We start from the raw sequence: 18,553 nt of genomic DNA, 5'->3' as shown, positions 1-18,553 counted from the left end.
CTCCAATTTGCGGGACAATTCTATCCCAGTTGGTGGACCACTTTCAGGGGGCTACTCAAGTCGCCGATATCCTCCCGGGCGAGCGCCACCCAAACATCGCGCATGACAAGCCCTTTGCGGATATCCTCCAGCGCGTTTGCAAAAATGATCTTCATCGCCTGCTGCTGATTTCAAGACACCTCTCTTTCAAGGAGAGAGTGCCGTATTGATCAAGCAGCGTTTGCGCCGTCAGCACGACCGCCGCTCAAAGGCGGAGACCGGGGCAGCGCTTACCAGCGTTTCCAGGGTGCTTTTCCCCCATCCCAGAGCTTTTCAAGTTCTCGCTTGTCGCGCAAGGAATCCATCGGTTGCCAGAACCCAGTGTGGCGATAGGCGGCGAGCTGACCACTTCTTGCCAAGTTCTCGAGCGGCTGGCGTTCCCAGATCGTGGTGTCGTCCTCGATATGGTTGATCACCTGCGGGTCCAGGACGAAGAAACCACCATTGATCCAGCCCATTTCATTCGCCGGCTTCTCATAGAAGCCGGTCACGTCTTCTTCCGCACCGATCTCGAGAATTCCGAACCTGCCGGGAGAAGGCACTGCAGTGACCGTAGCGATCTTGTCGTGGCTTTTGTGGAAGGCAACGAGCTTGGCGATATCGATGTCTGCCACGCCATCACCATAGGTCATGCAGAACGGCTCATCGCCCAGATAGTTCCTTATCCGCTTGAGGCGCCCGCCGGTCATGGTGTGCATGCCCGTATCGACAAGGGTAACCGACCAATGTTCGCTCGGGCTGCCGTGAAAATCGATCTTGTTCTCGCCGAGATGAACCGTCATGTCGTAGTTCTCGGCGAAATAGTTCGCGAAATAGCTCTTGATCATGGAGGCTTTGTAGCCGCAGCAGACGACGAAGTCAGTCAGGCCGGCAGCCGCATAGATTTTCATGATATGCCAGATGATCGGTCTGCCACCGATCTCCACAAGCGGCTTTGGGCGCAGCCCGGTTTCTTCCGACAGCCTGGTGCCCAGACCGCCTGCCAAAATCACTGTCTTCACGAGTCTTGCTCCGTCTTGCTGGTCCGCCTGGTTTTGGCGGAAGCCTTGTTTTGCTTTGCACCCTCGATCCGATGCTCGATAATCGAGATGGGCAGGCTGCGGGTATTGTTGAAAATTCTGCCGATGTATTCCCCCAGCAACCCGAGGATGAAGGAATTCAGCCCGATCAGCACCAAAAGCAGGAGAACGACCGTGGTGAAGCCACTCGGCAGGCTACCGGAGAACAGCATGGCGGTCGTGAAATAGTAGATCACCATCAGACCGGAAACTGCAGTCACCACCAGACCGAAGATAGTGATATAGCGCAATGGTTGCGTCGACTGCGCCGTCAGACCGTCGATGGCTAGGTCGATCAGCTTGCGCACGCCGAACTTGCTGCGTCCGGCCACCCGGCTTTCACGGTCATAAGCGACACCCGTCTGCGCATAACCGAACGAGGAGATGATACCCCTGAGATAGGGGGTCTGCTCGTCTATGCCCCTGAGATGCTCGATGATGACGCGATCGATGAGCCGGAAGTCGCCGGCGTCGCGTGGCACTGGCGTCGGGCTGAGGTTTGTGATGACCGCATAAAAGGCCCGTCTAGACAGGTTGAGAACCGGATTCTCCTGGCGCCTGCGCCTGATGCCGTAAACCACCTTGTATCCCTGTTCCCACAGGCGAAGAAAATCCGAGATGACACGCGGCGGATCCTGAAGATCAGCATCGATTTGGACCGCAGCCGCGCCATTGGCGTTGAGATAATTGGTCAGGATCGACTTTTGGAAACCAAAATTGCGCGAGAACCGCAGAACCCTGATCCGGTCGTCCTCTCTGGCGCGCTCGCACAACAGCTCAAACGTGCGGTCAGTACTCGCATTGTCGGTGAAGAGGAACTCGAAATCGTACCCGTTCTCCCGCTCCGCCAACTCGCTGAGAGCCGCGTGGAGAGCAGGAATGTTTTCCTCTTCATTGTACACGGGAACGGAGATCGTGATCAGCTTACGCTGCGTTTTCCGCCTGGTCGCGCGGGGCAGATCTGTGGTGGGAGCGTTGTTGCCGGGATGCGCTTTCACAGTCTTTCCCCCGGCTTCTCACTGTGGCCGTTCGACAGGATGCGGGCAATGCCTTCCTTCAGCGTGATCTGCGCCCTCCAGCCGATAATTTCGGTCGTCCGCCCCGGATCCCCAACTGACCAGCCATTCTCGCCGTCGCGCATCCTGATATCGCCAAACCCCAGCAACCCCAAGTCCTTCCCCAACAACTGACACGTCATTTCCGCGAATTCCCTAACTGTAACTCCCGTTCCGGTGGCAATATTGAAAACGCCTGCGCCACCGCGCGCGCCGATGAAGTCCAGCGTTCCCCGAATGGCGTCGCAAACATCGTCGACATGGATGAAATCCCGTACCTGCGTTCCCGCTGACAGGGGGACCCGCTCCTCGCGGGACAAGCGCTCTCTTAGCGAGGGGAGCAATCGATGTGGAGATTCACCCGAGCCGTAGACGTTGAACAAGCGCAGGCCTGCAAACGCAACGCCACGCGCTCTGGCAGCAGCCAGTGCCGCGATCATTCCCGCGGCCTTGGTCGCTCCGTAGAGCGCTCCCGTCTCCAATGGCGCTGTTTCAACCAGCCGGTGTGGCGCTTCGACCGGCGCGTACTCCGAAACCGAGCCGATATGAAGCAGCGGGATCTTTCGTTGCGCAGCCAGCGCAGTCAATGCGAAAGGCAGTGCGACATTGGCTTCGAAGGCCAGGGTGGGATCGCGATCTTGGGGCGAAACGCCGTAAGAGGCTAGGTTCACGATCGCGGCAAATTCGACACCGGCAAGATCTTCAGACAAGCGCTCCGGCTTACAGGTGGCTATGATGCAATCATCGCTCCCCGCACATTCGCGCTGCTTCGCGCACTCTCGCATCACAGGCAGGGCTTGCAATCCATGCCGCCGAAGATATGGGACCAGATGGCGCCCGATGAAGCCGCTCGCTCCAAAAACCAGAACCGTCAAATGCCCCTCCCCGTGCTCAGATGCCCAAGAGGGCACGATACCGGGAAATCTGACGGTCGGTCAGCGCTTTCATGTCCGATGATCCCGCTTGATGTGCGGCATACCATTCGCCGGTCAGCCGCACCGTCTCGTCGAAGGAAAGCGGTGGCTTCCACCCCAGGCCCGACTTGGCCTTCTGGCTGGAAAGGTGCAGGAAATGCGCCTCCGGGAAGGCCCCCGTCCCGTATTCAAGCCGCGCCGGCCGCCAATGTCTGCCAAGCGCCTCTACCAGTGCCGAGACTGGTTGGTTACCCTCATCCTCGGGACCGAAGTTCCAAGCGCCGACCGCTCCCCTGTCAGCCAGCAATCGCTCTGCGAGGACGAGATAGCCATGGACCAGTGCGAGAACATGCTGCCATGGGCGCGTGGCGCTGGGGTTGCGCAGCACCAGCGGTGCGTCGGCCTCGAGGGCGCGCGCGAAATCGGGCACGATGCGGTTAGGAGACCAGTCCCCTCCTCCTATGATGTTGCCGCCGCGCGCCGATGCGATGGCGACGTCATTGCCTCTGGCTGCCATGGTCTGCTGATAGGTTGCAATGACCACTTCCGAGCCGGCCTTGGAAGCACTGTAGGGATCCTTGCCGCCCAGCCGATCGTGCTCGCGATAGCCGTAACACCACTCCCGGTTCTCGTAGACCTTGTCAGTGGTCACGCAGACCACCGCCCTGGTCGCTGCGCAATTGCGCGCCGCCTCGAGTACATTCAGCGTTCCGATGACGTTGGTCATGAACGTGTTGTACGGATCGCTGTAGCCTTCGGATACGATCGGCTGCGCTGCGAGGTGAAACACGATTTCGGGCTTCTCACTTTCGAACAGTCGGTTCACGGTCTCGGGATGGTTGATGTTGCCCATATGCGAGGAGACACGCTCCGCGATGTTCAGCGTCTCGAAAAGGTTCCTGTCCGTCAATGGTGACAGGCCCAACCCGGCAACCCTGGCACCCAGAAGATCAAGCCATGAACAAAGCCACCCGCCTGTGAAGCCGGTATGTCCGGTGACAAGGACCCGGCGCCCGGCATAAGGCTGCTCAAAGGGTAGTGTTTCACGACTTGTGTTCACAGGCGTCTCCGGCGTGCGCATGGGTTCCCGGGCTTTCGATCCGATCTATACGCAGAATTTCAGCGTGTTCGGGGAACTCTCCAAAACCTTGAACACGCCGTATTGTCCTTGCGCGGCGCAAAGCGCGTCGTTGCGCTTAAAGTTCATTCGGTAGCCAAGGGATTGCACCGAGTTCTTCCAGAATTCGGCAGCGGAATAGTGATAGGAACGGATAGAGGTGCCGGTCAACGTTTCGGGACGAATGCCATACTCGATCTCTAAACGTTTGAAACCATATCGGTAGTAATTGTCCAGCACGGCTTCGGTCAGCTTGTTCACGATAATCCTGTCGAACACTGCGTCGGACTTCCATCGTTCGGTGACATTGACCGACTTTTGCCATTCGACCGCACAAAAGACGAATATGCCACAACACAAAATAACACGGCTCGATGCATTCAAGGATATTCGAAGAACAAGCGCGCACAGAAGGAAAATGAATATGCCTACGTAAATTTCATATCTTGCCACTTTTCCGATGAATCCCGTACCGGTGTACGGAGAAAAGGAAAAAAGAACAACAATCGAGAACACCATTGAATAGAAAACGGCGGAACGACTAGGGCCTTCGTCTTCCGATAGGACGAAGGCAATAATCATCAGATACGCAAAAACGCCATAGATATAAAGAGCAGCAAAAACCCGAGCGTTATTCGACGCCCCAGGTACAGCTAGGAGAGGCGATGCGTACACAACAAAAACAACAAAAAACAGTTTGACCAACCTCCAAACTTTCTCATTGGCATCTCCATACGAAGCCGAAAGAGAAAACGCCAGCAAGAAAAGGAAAGAATGAAGAGAGAACGAATTGTACTTGAATATCGCAAAAGACAAGACGGACTCTTTATATGCATCAAATGCAGACCAAATACCAAAACTGCCGTCGAGATAGAAGTCCGTCCTCCCTCGAAGTCCGTATCCAAAAAAATCACTATAGAAACTCGTTCTTGAAAATAAATCAATAATAAAAAAAGACAACAATGCTAAAATTGGAGAGGATACAGCGGCCAATATCACCCTTTTTTCTTCAGTTCCGCGCAAGCAAAAAACGACCACTGACATCAAAACAAATATAAAATATGCAATAACCTGATACGACGCTATCAATGAAACGCTCGCAAACAGAGATGCGGACAAAAATCCTATTAAAGAAGCGATGGACCATCTATCAACGAGAGATTTTAATGAAAAAACGTACAGCCCCATAATTGGAAAACTAACAACAAAATAAAGAGCAACAACGTCATAAAACATCAAAGAATCCGCCATCGCGATAGATGACGAGCAAAGTAGTGAAAAGTACACCTTGTAATTCTTCTCGATTCTGATAAATGAGGAGAAGTACCAGAAAAAAATAAACCCTAGGCTTCCTGAAAAGAAGTTGACGATGTGCCGGAAGCCGACATCGTTCAGGAATGCGCCCTGAAAAATTGCGTACACAATGCCGCTGACGAAGCGACCGTCGCCGAAGTGTGACCGGTTCTGATAGGCGTAATAGTCGTCACTCGTGATGAAGGAGGACACCACGCCGATCAGCAGGAGATTGATGAGCCCCGCAACAAAGGCAGCGTATAAGATGCTTACGTCTGCACCATCCGCCTTGTCAGTTACGGGGCTGCGATCCTGTTTCACGATATCCGTCATCTGCCGGCCCTGCCGTCGCCCCTAAAAGTCCAGTACTTCATCAGAAAATAGTTCGCGAGCGGGATGACGAGCGCAACGGCGATCGACGCCCAGAAATGACTGATGCGGTTGCTTCCCTGCGACATCGCGATGATCGAATAGCTGAGCAATATTCCAAGGCAAGACTGGACCGTGAACTTGATCACCCCGGATGCCTTGTGGCTATGGATGGAGAACGTGAACATGCTGTGCGCAAGGTAGGATACCACCATACCGACAAAGTAGGCGCACACGGACGCCACAGGTGCTGGCAGCGCCTGTGCGTAGACCAGGCCATTAAAGGCCGTCACGTAACTCAATGTCGCAAGGCCGCCCGAAATAAGGAAACGCACGAACTCGGTGTTAAAACGAAGCTCCGGGAAAGGCACGATAATCACTTTCGGCCTTGCACGTAGTACTGGCCGCCGAAAGGCAGACGGCCCAGCAGTCCGTCTGCGGCGAAGAGGATGTCATTCAGCGGGGGCAGAGTCAGTATGGATCTGGCCGTGACATCGCAGAAACCGGCTTCCGACAGCAGCGATACGGTTTTGGGACGGGACAGAAGCACTGCATCGGCATCAAATGGACATTGGTTTACCGCGCGGCGGGTCAGAGGATTCCACGGATTGTGCTCGAAGACCAGGAACACGCCACCCGGTCTCAGCACCCGATGAGCTTCGCATACGAACCTCGCCCAGTTCCCCGGCGGGACATGATGCATGACGCAGATCGTGTAGGCCACGTCGAAGGATCCATCACTGAACGGCAAAACCTCGCCTTCATAGTGGCGATAGGTCACGTCCGGGTGACGCTCACCTGCCTTTTCGACGGATGCCCTGGAAATGTCGACACCAGTGATCGACTGGAAATGTTCAGCCAGAAGACCGTGATAGTTTCCAACGCCACAGCCAATATCGAGCAGGTCCAGCCCTTCCGCTTCGGCAAGTTCCGCGTCGACAATCTGTCGAATATAGCGCGCCTTGACGCGTGTGAAAAAGTCGACATCGAGACCGGTAAACGATACGGAACGGTTGACGGTATCCGCGTAGTTGCCCTCGTAGGCGTCAAACACTTCTCCCACGGCCTGGTTTTCTGACGGAGAATTGACTTGTCTATGCATCGCCCAAACCTAGGAGTTCCACCAAATCAACTCGAGAAGCCTATAGATGCGTATGCTTTGTCAGAAATTGCCGTAGCGTCGCCACCTACCCGATCGACCGATAGCACGTTGAATTGTTCAACTGCAATGCTTATTGTCATCCATGTTGAATAGGGAACCGTTGTAGATGGTAGTGAGGGGGTATCTTTCATTTTAGAGATGCAGGATTTGGGTTAGATTGAGCAACATCAAACGGTTAGTGCTCGTTGGAGCTTTTCAACGATGAAATCCATCGATGAAAAACACCTGAAAACCCGCCAACAATCTTTATTGGCGAGCCCCCCATGGGGTGGTCCGGTTTAATTGTTAGTGCATTGTCGGTCTGTGATCCATGGGAATGAAGCTTTCCGGCGCAGGTGGGCGGTATCCCAATGCACTGTGCGGCCTGACAATGTTATAGTGGATGCGCCATTGCTCGATCAGGGTTTTGGCTTCCTTTAAGCTGTAGAAGATTTCACCGTTCAGCAGTTCGTCGCGGAACCGGGCGTTGAAGCTCTCGCAGTATCCGTTCTCCCAAGGCGACCCTGGCTCGATGCAAGCCGTCTTGGCGCCGACAGCAGCGATCCAGTCCCGAACCTTTTGAGCGATAAATTCCGGGCCATTGTCGGATCTTATGTATTCCGGCGGGCCACGCAGGATGAACAGATCGGTCAGTGCATCCAGCACATCTGTTGAGTTGAGCTGGCGATTGACGCGGATCATCAGCGCCTCCCTGGTGTATTCGTCGATGACGTTGAGCGTCCGATAGGCACGCCCGTCAGCGGTGCGATCCTGGACGAAGTCGTAGGACCAAACGTGGTTGGGTCTCTCGGGTCGAAGCCGAACGCAGGAGCCATCATTCAGCCAGAGCCGCCCTTTCTTCTTCTGTTTGTGCTGGACTTTTAGCCCTTCACGTCGCCATATGCGTTCCATCCGCTTGTGGTTCACGTGCCAGCCTGCATTGTTCAGCAGGCCGGTGACCATGCGATAGCCGTAGCGTCCGTACTTGTTGACCAACTCGATGATGTCGTCAGTCAGCCGTTCTTCATCAGCTCGGCCTTGCTGCACTTTGCGCTGTGTAGATCGGTGCTGACCGAGTGTACGGCAGGCGCGACGCTCAGACACGCCAAGCTCCTGCCGTACATGGTCGATGCACGTGCGACGACGTGAAGGGCTTAGAAGTTTCCCCGCGCGGCTTCTGTCAGGATGAGCTTGTCCAGAGGGAGGTCGGACACCGCACGCCGCAGCCGCTGGTTCTCTTTCTCCAGTGCCTTCAGGCGGGCAAGCTGCGACCGCTCCATTCCACCATAAAGTTTCCGCCAACGGTAAAATGTCTGCTGCGTGACACCGATCTGGCGAACAGCCTTGGCAATCGTCGCACCTTGACCTTGCAGTACTTCAACCTGCCGAAGCTTCGATACAATCTCTTCGGGCTTTTCACGTTTTCCAGCCATCGCTGATCCTCCAATTTGCGGGACAATTCTATCCCAGTTGGTGGACCACTTTCAGGGGGCTACTCAAGTTTGTGGAAACGGTCTTCTAGCGGTCCGAGAACGAGCGCGCCAAGCGTCGTCCAGGCGGACAGAAAGAGAACCAGAAAAGAGAAACCGCCTGCCATCATGGACAGGCGGCGCCAGCCGAAAAAAGCGGTGACGAACGATACCGCAATCAGGATTGCGGCAAGGCCGAGTGGCTGCAGGAACAGCCAGCCAATCGCAGAGATGAAATGGAACATGACGCGGCCTTTCTATCAGGAAGCGAGCCGCGCCATGGGCATTACCACCACCTGTTCGGTGCGAAACGGCCTGCGGCCTGTTCGATCACGTGTGCTGTGCGGAACAGCGTTTCTTCTTCAAACGGCTTGCCGATGAGCTGCAGGCCGAGTGGCAGACCCTTTGCGTCAAGTCCGGCCGGCACCGCGATGCCGGGAAGGCCCGCCATGTTCACCGTCACGGTGAAAATGTCGTTCAGATACATCTTCACCGGATCGGACGCCATCTCCTGATCCGCAACGCCGAAGGCGGCCGAGGGCGTGGCAGGTGTCAGGATCGCATCCACGCCCTGATCGAAAACCTGCTCGAAGTCGCGCTTGATGAGCGTGCGCACCTTCTGCGCCTTCAGGTAGTAGGCGTCGTAGTAGCCGGCCGACAGCACATAGGTGCCGATCATGATGCGGCGCTTGACCTCACGGCCAAAACCGGCGGCACGGGTCTGCTCATACATGTCGGCAATGTCCTTGCCGGGCACGCGCAGGCCATAACGCACGCCGTCATAGCGCGCGAGATTGGAAGAGGCTTCTGCCGGTGCCACGATGTAATAGGCCGGCAGCGCGTATTTTGTATGCGGCAGCGATATGTCGACAATCTCCGCGCCCGCATCGCGCATCCAGTCGATGCCCTGTTTCCACAGTGCCTCGATTTCCTCCGGCATGCCGTCCAGGCGGTATTCGCGCGGAATGCCGATCTTCATGCCCTTGACCGACCGGCCGATGGCAGCTTCATAGTCCGGTACCGGAAGATCGACTGAGGTCGTGTCCCTGTCATCGACGGACGCCATGGATTTCAGAAGGATTGCCGCATCGCGCACGTCGCGCGCAATCGGCCCTGCCTGATCGAGCGAGGAGGCGAAGGCCACCGTGCCCCAGCGCGAACAGCGACCATAGGTCGGCTTGATGCCGACCGTGCCGGTGAAGGCGGCGGGCTGGCGGATCGAGCCGCCGGTGTCCGTTGCGGTCGCACCCGCGCACAGGAGTGCCGCTACGGCTGCCGCCGAACCGCCCGAAGAGCCGCCGGGAACGAGGTCGGCATTGGAGCCTTCGGCGCGCCATGGGTTGATGACCGGACCATAATAGGAAGTCTCGTTCGACGAGCCCATGGCGAACTCGTCCATGTTGAGCTTGCCGAGCATCACTGCGCCATCAGCCCAAAGATTGGCCGTGACGGTGGATTCGTATTTGGGCCTGAAACCATCAAGGATGTGGCTTGCTGCCTGGGTGTGGACGTCCTGCGTGGCAAAAAGATCCTTGATGCCGAGCGGAATGCCTTCCAGCGCGCCCGCCTCGCCCCTGGCAATCTTTTCGTCACTCGCCTTTGCCATCGCCCGCGCCTTGTCGTGCGTGACGGCGACATAGGCGTTCAGCTTTTCGTTGGCCGTGTCGATGGCCGAAAGATAGGCCTCGGTCAGTTCGGTGGCGGTGAAAGCTTTGGCGGCGAGCTTTTCGCGCGCTTCGGCGATTGTGAGTTTGGTGAGCTCTGTCATGGAAGATCCGTGAAAATCCGGAGGCCCGTCAGGGCAAATGGGTTGGGAAGCGGGGCGCTCTTATTCGACCACTTTGGGAACGACGAAGAAATTGTCTTCCGAAGCAGGCGCATTGGCGACGATATCGTCAGCCTTGCTGCCGTCGGTCACGCCGTCCTGGCGCTTCTTCATCGCCATCGGGATGACGGAGGTCATCGGCTCGACGCCCTCGACATTCACTTCGTTCAGTTGCTCGACGAAACCGAGAATGGCGTTCAGTTCGCCGGTCATGCGCTCTGCATCGGCCTCATCAACGGCAATGCGGGAAAGGCGCGCAACGCGCTTCACGGTATCGATGTCCACGGACATGGTTTTCTCCAGGCGCTTATTGGCTGCGCCACGGCTATAATCGGCGCGCGGGCGGCGTGCAACCGCCAACGCGCTCCGGCGCACCGGAATTGCTATAGCGAAATCGTCTCGCCGACCTTCAGCGCCGGCACGTTCACGCCCGAACCTTCCATCCCCTCGATGAATTTCTGCGCGGTCTGATCAATGATCGGGAACGTGCCGAAATGGCAAGGCAGCACCGTCTCGAACTTGAAATAGCGCCGGCAGGCAAGAGCCGCGACCGCCCCACCCATGGTGAAGCGGTCGCCAACCGGCACGAGACCGATATCGGGCTGATGCAGTTCCTGAATCAGCGCCATGTCGCCGAAAATGTCGGTGTCGCCCATATGATAGAGCGTTTTGTCCCCGGGGAAGTGCAGGACAAGACCGGCGGGATTGCCCAGATACGTGTTCGCACCGCCCTCGCCCGCAGACGATGAGGAATGCAGCGCGTTGACGAAGGTGGTGGTGAAGCCGCCGCAATCGACGGTGCCGCCGTGGTTGCCGGGGTTGATGCGGTTCTGGTCCACGCCCTTGCCGACAAGGAACATGCAGATTTCGAAATTGGCGACCAGCATGGCGCCGGTGTTCTTCAGAATATCAACCGTATCGCCGATGTGATCGTCATGACCGTGGGTGAGCAACACATGTGTCACGCCTTCAGCCGGCTCCTCCCACCCATTGTTCCAGGAGGGGTTTCCGCTCAGAAAGGGATCGATCAGGATATGCGCATCGCCCGCATCCACGCGAAATGCGGAATGGCCGTACCAGGTCAGCTCCATGGAATTATCCTCCTTGCCTGTTGTCGCCGCGCCGTCAGTGGCGGCTATCGCGCAATGGCGGCTTTTCGTGTAACCGCCGCAGCGCTAGGGTCAGGACCTATTAATATGGTCGCAATGGTCGGCCTGATTTGTGCGGATACGCGAAGCAGGACCGCAGGAAGACTTCACGTCTTTCAAGGTCTTGCGACAAAGTAGGCCGTGCAAATCAGGCCGATCCGAAGGACGCTCGATAGACCGGCGATCTGCCGCGTCAAACCCCTTGACCGGGGGGAAGACCCCGCTCTGCGGGCTTCTCCTTGCATCTCTTGGTCTATCGAACGCCATTGTGATCATATTAATAGGTCCTGACCCTAGAACGATTCCACAGTCGTAATCGGAGAACACAGTTTTGTCAGTGGTTGACCTGCAGGAACTCCCCGCTTTTCTCGATGCAGGCCAGACGCTGGCCGGGCTCGATCTCGGCACCAGGACCATCGGGCTTTCGGTCTCTGATCGCGGACTGTCCCTGGCAACCCCCCGTCAGGTGATCATGCGCAAGAAGTTCACGCAGGACGCCGAAGCGCTGCTTGCCGCCTTCAAGCGCGACAATGTCGGCGGCATCGTCATCGGCCTGCCCGTCAACATGGATGGCAGCGAAGGTCCGCGCGCGCAGTCCACGCGCGCGTTCATTCGCAATCTGGAGCGGCTGACCGAGCTTCCGGTCGCTTTCTGGGACGAGCGCATGTCGACGGTTGCCGCAGAACGGGCGCTGCTGGAAATGGATGTATCGCGCAGGAAACGGGCGGAGCGGATCGATTCGGCCGCCGCCGCCTTCATCCTTCAGGGTGCGCTGGACAGGTTGCGCGCTTCGGGCGTTGCGTCGCCGGACCGATAGGCGGCGCGTTTCTCCCTGAACCAGCCCCAGAGGGCACGTCGGCGCCGGAAGGCGACGATGCCCAGAAGGATGAAGCTGTCGAGCACGCAGGCGCGCGCCACCATGCCTGGAATGATCGCGGGATCGATGCCCAGAATGTCGCCATAGATCTGGAACAGGAGATCGTTCATCTCCCGGCTGAAAAAGCCGAGGCCGAAATTGATGTCATGATAGGACAGGCCGTACCAGCCCCAGAACAGGCCGAGCGGGAGCGCCCAGAAGATTAACAGGTAGCGCATCACGGGCTCCCGTGGTCGTTGGCGGGTGGTGAGAAACGCAGCCGGTGCCTTCGCGCAACACGGTCAGCCATTGTGTCGTGCGCGGCGTCAATGGTGCGCAGCGTCGAGACACGGGATGTGGCCCGCAGGGCCGGTGCCGCTTCTCCACTATCCACACCCGCTCCCTCACGGCGCAGAACCAGATGCGTCGCCAGCACGGCCAGGAACTTCATCATCATCGCGGCCGAGGGAGCGACTGTTGCCACCTTCGCGGCGAGCCCCGCGTAAGCGACATCCACCAGAAGCATGACGAGCGCAGCGGCGCAGGCAAGCCCGGCGAGATTTGCGGTCTCGCGCCGGTCCCCCTCCTCTAGCAGCGACACGAGCAGCGTCCATGAAAAGAGGGCGGCGACGAGCGCGTTGCCGAGCACCACGCCCAGATGGCCGAAAAACTGCGATGCGTGCCAGACGCTTTCCGCACCTGATGTGCCAACGGGCACGACGATGCCTTCGGCGAGCGCCGCCGATCGGGCGGCAAGGCCGAAATTGACGGCCCAATAGACCGACAGAAGGATTGCGAATGTACGGTTCATGAGTCTCGTCTCTGGATGAGAAGCACACTGAACCGACGCAAATCGACCTGCAACGCTTACCAATCGTTAAGGTTAACTTTCACAGGCGGCGCGCACCAGTCCCGCGCTTTACAGTTTCAATATCGAACATTAGCTAGGGTCAGGACCCATTAATATGGCCGCAATGGCGTTCGATAGACCAAGAGATGCGAGGAAAAGCCCGCAGAGCGGGGTCTTCCCCCCGGTCAAGGGGTTTGACGCGGCAGATCGCCGGTCTATCGAGCGTCCTTCGGATCGGCCTGATCAGCACGGGCTATTTTGTCGCAAGACCTTGAAAGACGTGAAGTCTTCCTGCGGCCTTGCTTCGCGTATCCGCACAAATCAGACCGACCATTGCGGTCATATTAATGGGTCCTGACCCTAGAAGAACCCTCCTGCCGCCGGATTCCCCATGTTCGCTATTTTCGAAAGCATCCTTCCGATCTTCCTGCTCATCATTGCGGGCAATATGCTGCGGCGGTCTCCCCTCATCCGGGATGAGACGTGGCCGGGGCTCGAGCAGCTTTGCTACTGGTTCCTCTACCCGGCGCTGCTTTTCATCACGATTGCCAACGCCGATTTCTCAAAACTCCGGCTCGATGCCCTGCTCGGCGCGCTGTCGGTCTCGGTCTTTGCGATGATCTTGCTGGTCCTGGCGCTGTGGCCGGTGCTCAGGGCGAGCCGGTTGATCCGGCACAGTCAGTATTCCTCGCTGTTCCAGACAGCCATACGCTGGAACGGGTTTATGGCACTGGCTGTGGCGCAGAAACTCTTTCCGCCTGAGGGTGCCGCCGTGGTCGCGCTGGTGATGGCGACGATCATCATTCCCATCAACATCGCTTCTGTGTTCGTTGTGACGCGCTTCGCCGACAGCAGCGCATCCTGGTCGAAAGTGCTTCTGGACGTTGCGCGCAATCCGATGGTGCTGGCGGCGGCGGCGGCCGTCGTGCTGCGCTTCATGCCGTTCGGTCTCTATCCGCCGCTGAACCAGACGCTGGACCTGGTCGGACGCGCCGCGCTCGGCATGGGGCTTTTGACCATAGGTGCGAGCCTGCGCCCGGGCGATTTCCTCGCCGCACGGGCGGCACTTTGGACATCCGCTTTTCTAAAGCTGGTGTTCTTTCCGGTGTTGATGATCTCGATCGCGCTTGCCTTTGGCGTTTCGGGCCCGGCGCTCGATTATCTGGCACTTTGCGCTGCGGTCCCGACCGCAATGAACGGTTATCTTCTCGCACGACAGCTTGGTGGCGATGCACCTCTCTATGCGAGCATCACCACACTGCAGACGGCACTCGCCTTCTTCACGATACCGCTGGTTCTGACAGTCGTGGCTCAGCTCGCCTCGGGGTAGAGCACATCGAGGATGGAAGCCGCGTCATGGCGCGCATCCAGCATGCCATAGGTGCTGCGCCACTGGCCGGCCAGACGCGTCTCGATGAAGGCATCGGCAACACGGCCGGCGCCCATGCGCTTGAGTTCGGCCGCTGCAGCGGCGAGCGCGAGCTGCTCGGTCAGGATGCGCGCCGAGCCCTCGTCCGTCTGACACACGCGGGCTGCGGCGGCCAGAACCTCGAGCGTCGCTCCACCCTTTTCGCCAAGATCCCTGCCGATCATGCCCAGCACCTCGTCAAAAAGCCCGGCGTTGCGTTCGAGGACCCGCAGAACGTCGAGCCCCATCACATTGCCGGAGCCTTCCCAGATCGCGTTGACCGGGGCTTCACGGAAGTGACGGGCGAGCGGGGCCTCCTCGACATAGCCATTGCCGCCCAGGCACTCCATCGCCTCATAGGTGACGGCGGGCGCCAGCTTGCAGACCCAGTATTTGACGACCGGCGTCATGACGCGGGCGAAAGCCGCATCGCCGCGGCTGTCGGCCGCCTCGTCGAAGGAGCGCGCGAGCCGCATAGAAAGCGCCGTTGCGGCGGCGACGTCCAGAGCCATGTCGGCAAGCACCCGCATCATCAGCGGCTGCTCGATGAGCCGCGCGCCGAAAGCCTTACGGTGGCGCGTGTGATGCACTGCTTCCGCCAGTGCCGCACGCATCATGCCCGCTGAGCCCAGTGCACAGTCGAGCCGCGTCAGCGTCACCATGTCCATGATGGTGCGGATGCCACCACCCGGCTCGCCAACCAGTTCGCCCATCGTTCCGTGGAACTCCACTTCCGAGGACGCGTTCGAGCGATTGCCGAGCTTGTCTTTCAGGCGCTGGAGATGGAGGCCGTTTCCAGTGCCATCTTCAAGCACGCGCGGAACGAGGAAACAGGACAACCCCTTGTCGGCCTGCGCCAGAACGAGAAAGGCGTCCGACATCGGCGCCGACAGGAACCATTTGTGTCCGGTCAGGCGATAAATCTTGCCTTCAAGGCGTTCGGCGCGGGTCGTGTTTGCGCGCACATCGGTTCCACCCTGTTTCTCGGTCATCCCCATGCCGATGGTGATGCCGCTTTTCTGAGCGACGGGCTTGTTCGAATGATCGTATTTGCGGACGGCCACACGCGGCGCCCAGCGGCGAAACAGCGTGTTGTCCGCCATCAGCGCCGCCAGCGAGGCATTCGTCATGGTCAGCGGGCACAGATGCCCGCATTCAAGCTGCGCAGTCAGATAAAAGCGCGCGGCGCGTATCTGGTGGCGATGGCCCGCCTCCGCTTCTGTCTTCTCCCAGATGGAGGAATGAAGCCCATTGGCGGCCGAACGGCGCATCAGTGCGTGATAGGCGGGGTGATACTCAACCAGATCGAGCCGGTTGCCGTATCGGTCATGGGTTCTGAGCTGGGGCGTCTCGGCATTGGCCAGCCGGGCCAGGTCGAGCGCCTCCTGATTGCGCACGAAACGCCCGAGCGTATCGAGCTCTTTGCGCACGGGTTCGGAAAACCGCTCCGCCGCCTGCATCAGCAAAGGATCGCTGCGCCAGGCATTGGTCCCGGCGATCGGAGGCGACTGGTTGGTTACTTCGTGCGTCACGGCTTCACTCTATCACAACAAAAATGCGGCGCGTCGGGAATCAAGGCGCGCTCGACGCTTCATAGTGGCAAGCACACCTTGCCAATCGATGAAAGCGCGATGAACCACAAAAACACAAAACCTGTTATTTGTGCCCCGTTGATGTGCTTCGCACGCGATGCGCGCTTGCAGCCCACCAGACTGCGGCCTATAGCAGGCTCTTGAGATGACAAACGCCTCTTTCCCACTTTACCCGCACCGCCATCTGCTTGGCATCAAGGGGCTGTCGCCCCTCGACATCGAAACCCTTCTCGACCGGGCTGACGCCGCCGTTGCCATTTCACGGCAGCAGGAGAAGAAAACGGCCGCGCTGCGCGGCCGTACGCATATCAACCTTTTCTACGAAGCCTCGACACGCACCCAGTCTTCGTTCGAACTGGCCGGCAAGCGGCTGGGCGCGGATGTCATGAACATGTCGGTCGCAAGCTCCTCGACAAAGAAGGGCGAGACGCTGCTCGACACCGCGATCACGCTGAACGCCATGCGGCCCGACATTCTGGTGATCCGGCACGCGGCGGCCGGTGCTGCAGCCCTGCTAGCACAAAAGGTTTCGTGCTCGGTCGTCAATGCCGGCGATGGTGCCCATGAGCACCCGACGCAGGCGCTGCTTGATGCGCTGACGATCCGCCGCGCGAAAGGCCGAATCGGCGGGCTCACCGTGGCGATCTGCGGCGATGTGCTGCATTCGCGCGTGGCGCGCTCGAACATCGTTCTGCTGAATGCAATGGGCGCGCGGGTGCGGGTCGTTGCGCCCTCGACGCTTCTTCCCGCCGGCATCGAACAGATGGGCGTCGAGCCCTTTACGCGCATGGATGAAGGCCTGAAAGGGGCGGACATCGTGATGATGCTGCGGCTCCAGCGTGAGCGGATGGCGGGATCGCTTATTCCCTCGGTGCGGGAGTATTTCCGCCATTTCGGCCTCGACGCAGAGAAACTGAAGGCCGCCAAGGACGACGTGCTGGTCATGCATCCCGGCCCCATGAACCGCGGTGTGGAAATCGCCTCCGAGATCGCCGACGGGCCGCAAAGCCTCATTCAGGAGCAGGTGGAGATGGGCGTGGCCGTGCGCATGGCCGTGATGGAAGCGCTGCTCGATCCGCGACGCAACGCCGAGGGAGGCCCGGCATGAGCGCGACCGTCTTTCAGAACGCCCGTATCGTCGACCCCTCGCGCGGCATGGACGAAAACGGTTCGGTCATCGTCGCCGACGGCAAGATCGTTGCCGCCGGCGCCGACGCGCACAATAAGGGCGCGCCCGAGAACGCCCGGACCGTCGACTGCCGGGGGCATGCCATCCTTCCCGGCCTGGTGGATTCGCGTGTGTTCATCGGTGAACCCGGCGCCGAACATCGCGAAACCATCGCCTCGGCGAGCCGGGCCGCTGCCGCAGGCGGCGTGACCTCGGTCATCATGATGCCCGATACAACGCCCGTGATCGACGATGTTGCGCTGGTTGAGTTCGTTAAACGCACCGCACGCGAAACGGCGACAGTCAATATTTTTCCTGCCGCCTCCGTGACCAGGGGCTTTGCCGGCAAGGAACTCTCCGAATTCGGCCTGCTGCGTGAGGCGGGCGCGGTCATGCTGACCGAGGGGCGTTCGACCATCGCCAACGCGCTGGTGATGCGGCGCGCCCTCACCTATGCCCGCGATCTCGGCATCACCATTGCTCACGAGACGCAGGACCCGCATCTGGCGTCCTCCGGCGTTATGAATGAAGGGCTTTTCGCAAGCTGGCTCGGGCTGCCCGGCATTCCACGAGAGGCCGAGACCATACCTCTCAGCCGCGATCTCATGCTCGCCGGACTGACCGGCGGACGCTATCACGCGGCCAAGATTTCCACCGCCATGTCGGCGGCAGCCATTGCCCGCGCCAAGAATGATGGCGCGGATGTCAGTGCCGGCGTCTCGATCAACCACCTGACTTTAAACGAGAACGATATCGGCGATTACCGCACCTTTTTCCGGCTTTCGCCCCCCTTGCGCACTGAGGATGACCGGCTCGCCATGGTGGAAGCGCTCAAAACGGGGGCGATCGACATTATTGTCTCCTCGCACGATCCGCAGGACGTGGATACGAAGCGCCTTCCCTTTGCCGAAGCCGAGGCCGGTGCCATCGGGCTTGAGACGCTTCTGGCGGCGGCCCTGCGCCTTTATCACAATGGCGACCTGCCACTCATGCGTCTTGTCGAGTGCCTGTCCACCGCACCGGCGCGTCTGTTCGGCCTGCCCGGCGGGACGCTGAAACCCGGTGCAGACGCCGATCTGGTTTTGGTGGACCTCGACGCGCCGTGGATCGTGCGCGAGACGGATATTCGCTCACTTTCCAAGAACACGTGTTTCGAAGGTGCGCGAATGCAGGGCCGGGTCTTGCAAACAATGGTTGCAGGCCGCACAGTGTTCACGGCCTGAGTGAACGCAGTTTCAGGGGAGAGAGCCC

Annotated in this window: 20 protein-coding genes; 4 read left to right on the top strand and 16 right to left on the bottom strand. The window is 58.9% G+C overall.

Annotation, left to right across the window (positions count from 1 at the left end; genetic code table 11):
* Nucleotides 1-20 precede the first annotated feature (20 nt).
* The 13 genes from BLW55_RS21000 to BLW55_RS01420 all read right to left on the bottom strand — a co-directional run bounded on the left by BLW55_RS21000 (nt 21) and on the right by BLW55_RS01420 (nt 11,371).
* Complete coding sequence (locus BLW55_RS21000; RefSeq protein ID WP_280140454.1) at nt 21-155, bottom strand: hypothetical protein; 135 nt, start codon at nt 153-155, stop codon at nt 21-23.
* A gap of 114 nt (nt 156-269) precedes the next feature.
* Nucleotides 270-1,040, bottom strand: a complete 771-nt coding sequence (gene rfbF, locus BLW55_RS01475; protein ID WP_090326233.1) for a glucose-1-phosphate cytidylyltransferase — start codon at nt 1,038-1,040, stop codon at nt 270-272.
* Complete coding sequence (locus BLW55_RS01470; protein WP_210184092.1) at nt 1,037-2,095, bottom strand: glycosyltransferase family 2 protein; 1,059 nt, start codon at nt 2,093-2,095, stop codon at nt 1,037-1,039. Before BLW55_RS01470 ends, rfbF begins: the two co-directional genes overlap by 4 nt.
* On the bottom strand, nt 2,092-3,027 hold the full coding sequence (locus tag BLW55_RS01465) for an NAD-dependent epimerase/dehydratase family protein (protein WP_177174999.1): 936 nt from the start codon (nt 3,025-3,027) through the stop codon (nt 2,092-2,094). Before BLW55_RS01465 ends, BLW55_RS01470 begins: the two co-directional genes overlap by 4 nt.
* Nucleotides 3,028-3,043: 16 nt before the next feature.
* Nucleotides 3,044-4,126 (bottom strand): CDP-glucose 4,6-dehydratase, encoded by a 1,083-nt coding sequence (rfbG, locus tag BLW55_RS01460; RefSeq protein ID WP_244508961.1) that lies wholly within the window; start codon nt 4,124-4,126, stop codon nt 3,044-3,046.
* A 45-nt stretch (nt 4,127-4,171) separates the two neighbouring features.
* Nucleotides 4,172-5,809 (bottom strand): hypothetical protein, encoded by a 1,638-nt coding sequence (locus tag BLW55_RS01455; protein WP_090326225.1) that lies wholly within the window; start codon nt 5,807-5,809, stop codon nt 4,172-4,174.
* Complete coding sequence (locus BLW55_RS01450; RefSeq protein ID WP_090326222.1) at nt 5,806-6,225, bottom strand: GtrA family protein; 420 nt, start codon at nt 6,223-6,225, stop codon at nt 5,806-5,808. The genes BLW55_RS01455 and BLW55_RS01450 overlap by 4 nt, the downstream gene beginning before the upstream one ends.
* On the bottom strand, nt 6,222-6,908 hold the full coding sequence (locus BLW55_RS01445) for a class I SAM-dependent methyltransferase (protein ID WP_177174998.1): 687 nt from the start codon (nt 6,906-6,908) through the stop codon (nt 6,222-6,224). Before BLW55_RS01445 ends, BLW55_RS01450 begins: the two co-directional genes overlap by 4 nt.
* Nucleotides 6,909-7,292: 384 nt before the next feature.
* Nucleotides 7,293-8,419, bottom strand: a protein-coding gene (locus BLW55_RS01440; protein ID WP_090326217.1) for an IS3 family transposase whose coding sequence is annotated in 2 segments (ribosomal slippage) — nt 7,293-8,155 and nt 8,155-8,419 — 1,128 coding nt in all. Because the reading frame shifts where the segments join, the coding sequence is not laid out codon by codon here.
* Nucleotides 8,420-8,478: 59 nt separating this feature from the next.
* Entirely contained in the window at nt 8,479-8,700 is a 222-nt protein-coding gene (locus tag BLW55_RS01435; RefSeq protein WP_244508960.1) for a hypothetical protein, read from the bottom strand.
* 41 nt (nt 8,701-8,741) lie between these two features.
* Nucleotides 8,742-10,223 (bottom strand): Asp-tRNA(Asn)/Glu-tRNA(Gln) amidotransferase subunit GatA, encoded by a 1,482-nt coding sequence (gene gatA, locus BLW55_RS01430; RefSeq protein WP_090326212.1) that lies wholly within the window; start codon nt 10,221-10,223, stop codon nt 8,742-8,744.
* Nucleotides 10,224-10,283: 60 nt separating this feature from the next.
* On the bottom strand, nt 10,284-10,571 hold the full coding sequence (gatC, locus tag BLW55_RS01425) for an Asp-tRNA(Asn)/Glu-tRNA(Gln) amidotransferase subunit GatC (protein ID WP_007006738.1): 288 nt from the start codon (nt 10,569-10,571) through the stop codon (nt 10,284-10,286).
* A 92-nt stretch (nt 10,572-10,663) separates the two neighbouring features.
* On the bottom strand, nt 10,664-11,371 hold the full coding sequence (locus tag BLW55_RS01420) for a metal-dependent hydrolase (RefSeq protein ID WP_090326210.1): 708 nt from the start codon (nt 11,369-11,371) through the stop codon (nt 10,664-10,666).
* 388 nt (nt 11,372-11,759) lie between these two features.
* On the opposite strand from BLW55_RS01420, the gene ruvX reads away from it, so the two are divergent.
* Nucleotides 11,760-12,245, top strand: a complete 486-nt coding sequence (ruvX, locus tag BLW55_RS01415; RefSeq protein ID WP_025029841.1) for a Holliday junction resolvase RuvX — start codon at nt 11,760-11,762, stop codon at nt 12,243-12,245.
* Here the strand turns inward: ruvX and BLW55_RS01410 are convergent.
* Nucleotides 12,191-12,523: a DUF6105 family protein gene (locus BLW55_RS01410; RefSeq protein ID WP_090326207.1), complete on the bottom strand. Its 333-nt coding sequence runs from the start codon at nt 12,521-12,523 to the stop codon at nt 12,191-12,193. The genes ruvX and BLW55_RS01410 overlap by 55 nt on opposite strands.
* The gene (locus tag BLW55_RS01405) at nt 12,523-13,095 is read right to left on the bottom strand and encodes a hypothetical protein (protein ID WP_090326205.1); all 573 of its coding nucleotides are present in this window, start codon (nt 13,093-13,095) and stop codon (nt 12,523-12,525) included. The genes BLW55_RS01410 and BLW55_RS01405 overlap by 1 nt, the downstream gene beginning before the upstream one ends.
* Nucleotides 13,096-13,525: 430 nt before the next feature.
* Here BLW55_RS01405 and BLW55_RS01400 point away from each other — a divergent pair, with 430 nt between their 5' ends.
* Nucleotides 13,526-14,464: an AEC family transporter gene (locus BLW55_RS01400; protein WP_090326202.1), complete on the top strand. Its 939-nt coding sequence runs from the start codon at nt 13,526-13,528 to the stop codon at nt 14,462-14,464.
* Here the strand turns inward: BLW55_RS01400 and BLW55_RS01395 are convergent.
* Entirely contained in the window at nt 14,446-16,074 is a 1,629-nt protein-coding gene (locus BLW55_RS01395; RefSeq protein WP_090326199.1) for an acyl-CoA dehydrogenase family protein, read from the bottom strand. The genes BLW55_RS01400 and BLW55_RS01395 overlap by 19 nt on opposite strands.
* 205 nt (nt 16,075-16,279) lie before the next feature.
* Between BLW55_RS01395 and BLW55_RS01390 the strand changes: the two genes are divergently transcribed.
* Together BLW55_RS01390 and BLW55_RS01385 are read left to right on the top strand one after the other, a co-directional pair.
* Nucleotides 16,280-17,242 (top strand): aspartate carbamoyltransferase catalytic subunit, encoded by a 963-nt coding sequence (locus BLW55_RS01390; protein WP_090326197.1) that lies wholly within the window; start codon nt 16,280-16,282, stop codon nt 17,240-17,242.
* Entirely contained in the window at nt 17,239-18,525 is a 1,287-nt protein-coding gene (locus tag BLW55_RS01385; RefSeq protein WP_090326195.1) for a dihydroorotase, read from the top strand. The genes BLW55_RS01390 and BLW55_RS01385 overlap by 4 nt, the downstream gene beginning before the upstream one ends.
* Nucleotides 18,526-18,553 lie beyond the last annotated feature (28 nt).

Source organism: Nitratireductor aquibiodomus, assembly GCF_900105565.1.
Lineage (GTDB): Bacteria > Pseudomonadota > Alphaproteobacteria > Rhizobiales > Rhizobiaceae > Nitratireductor > Nitratireductor aquibiodomus.
This window is presented reverse-complemented; position numbering and strand designations above follow the sequence as displayed.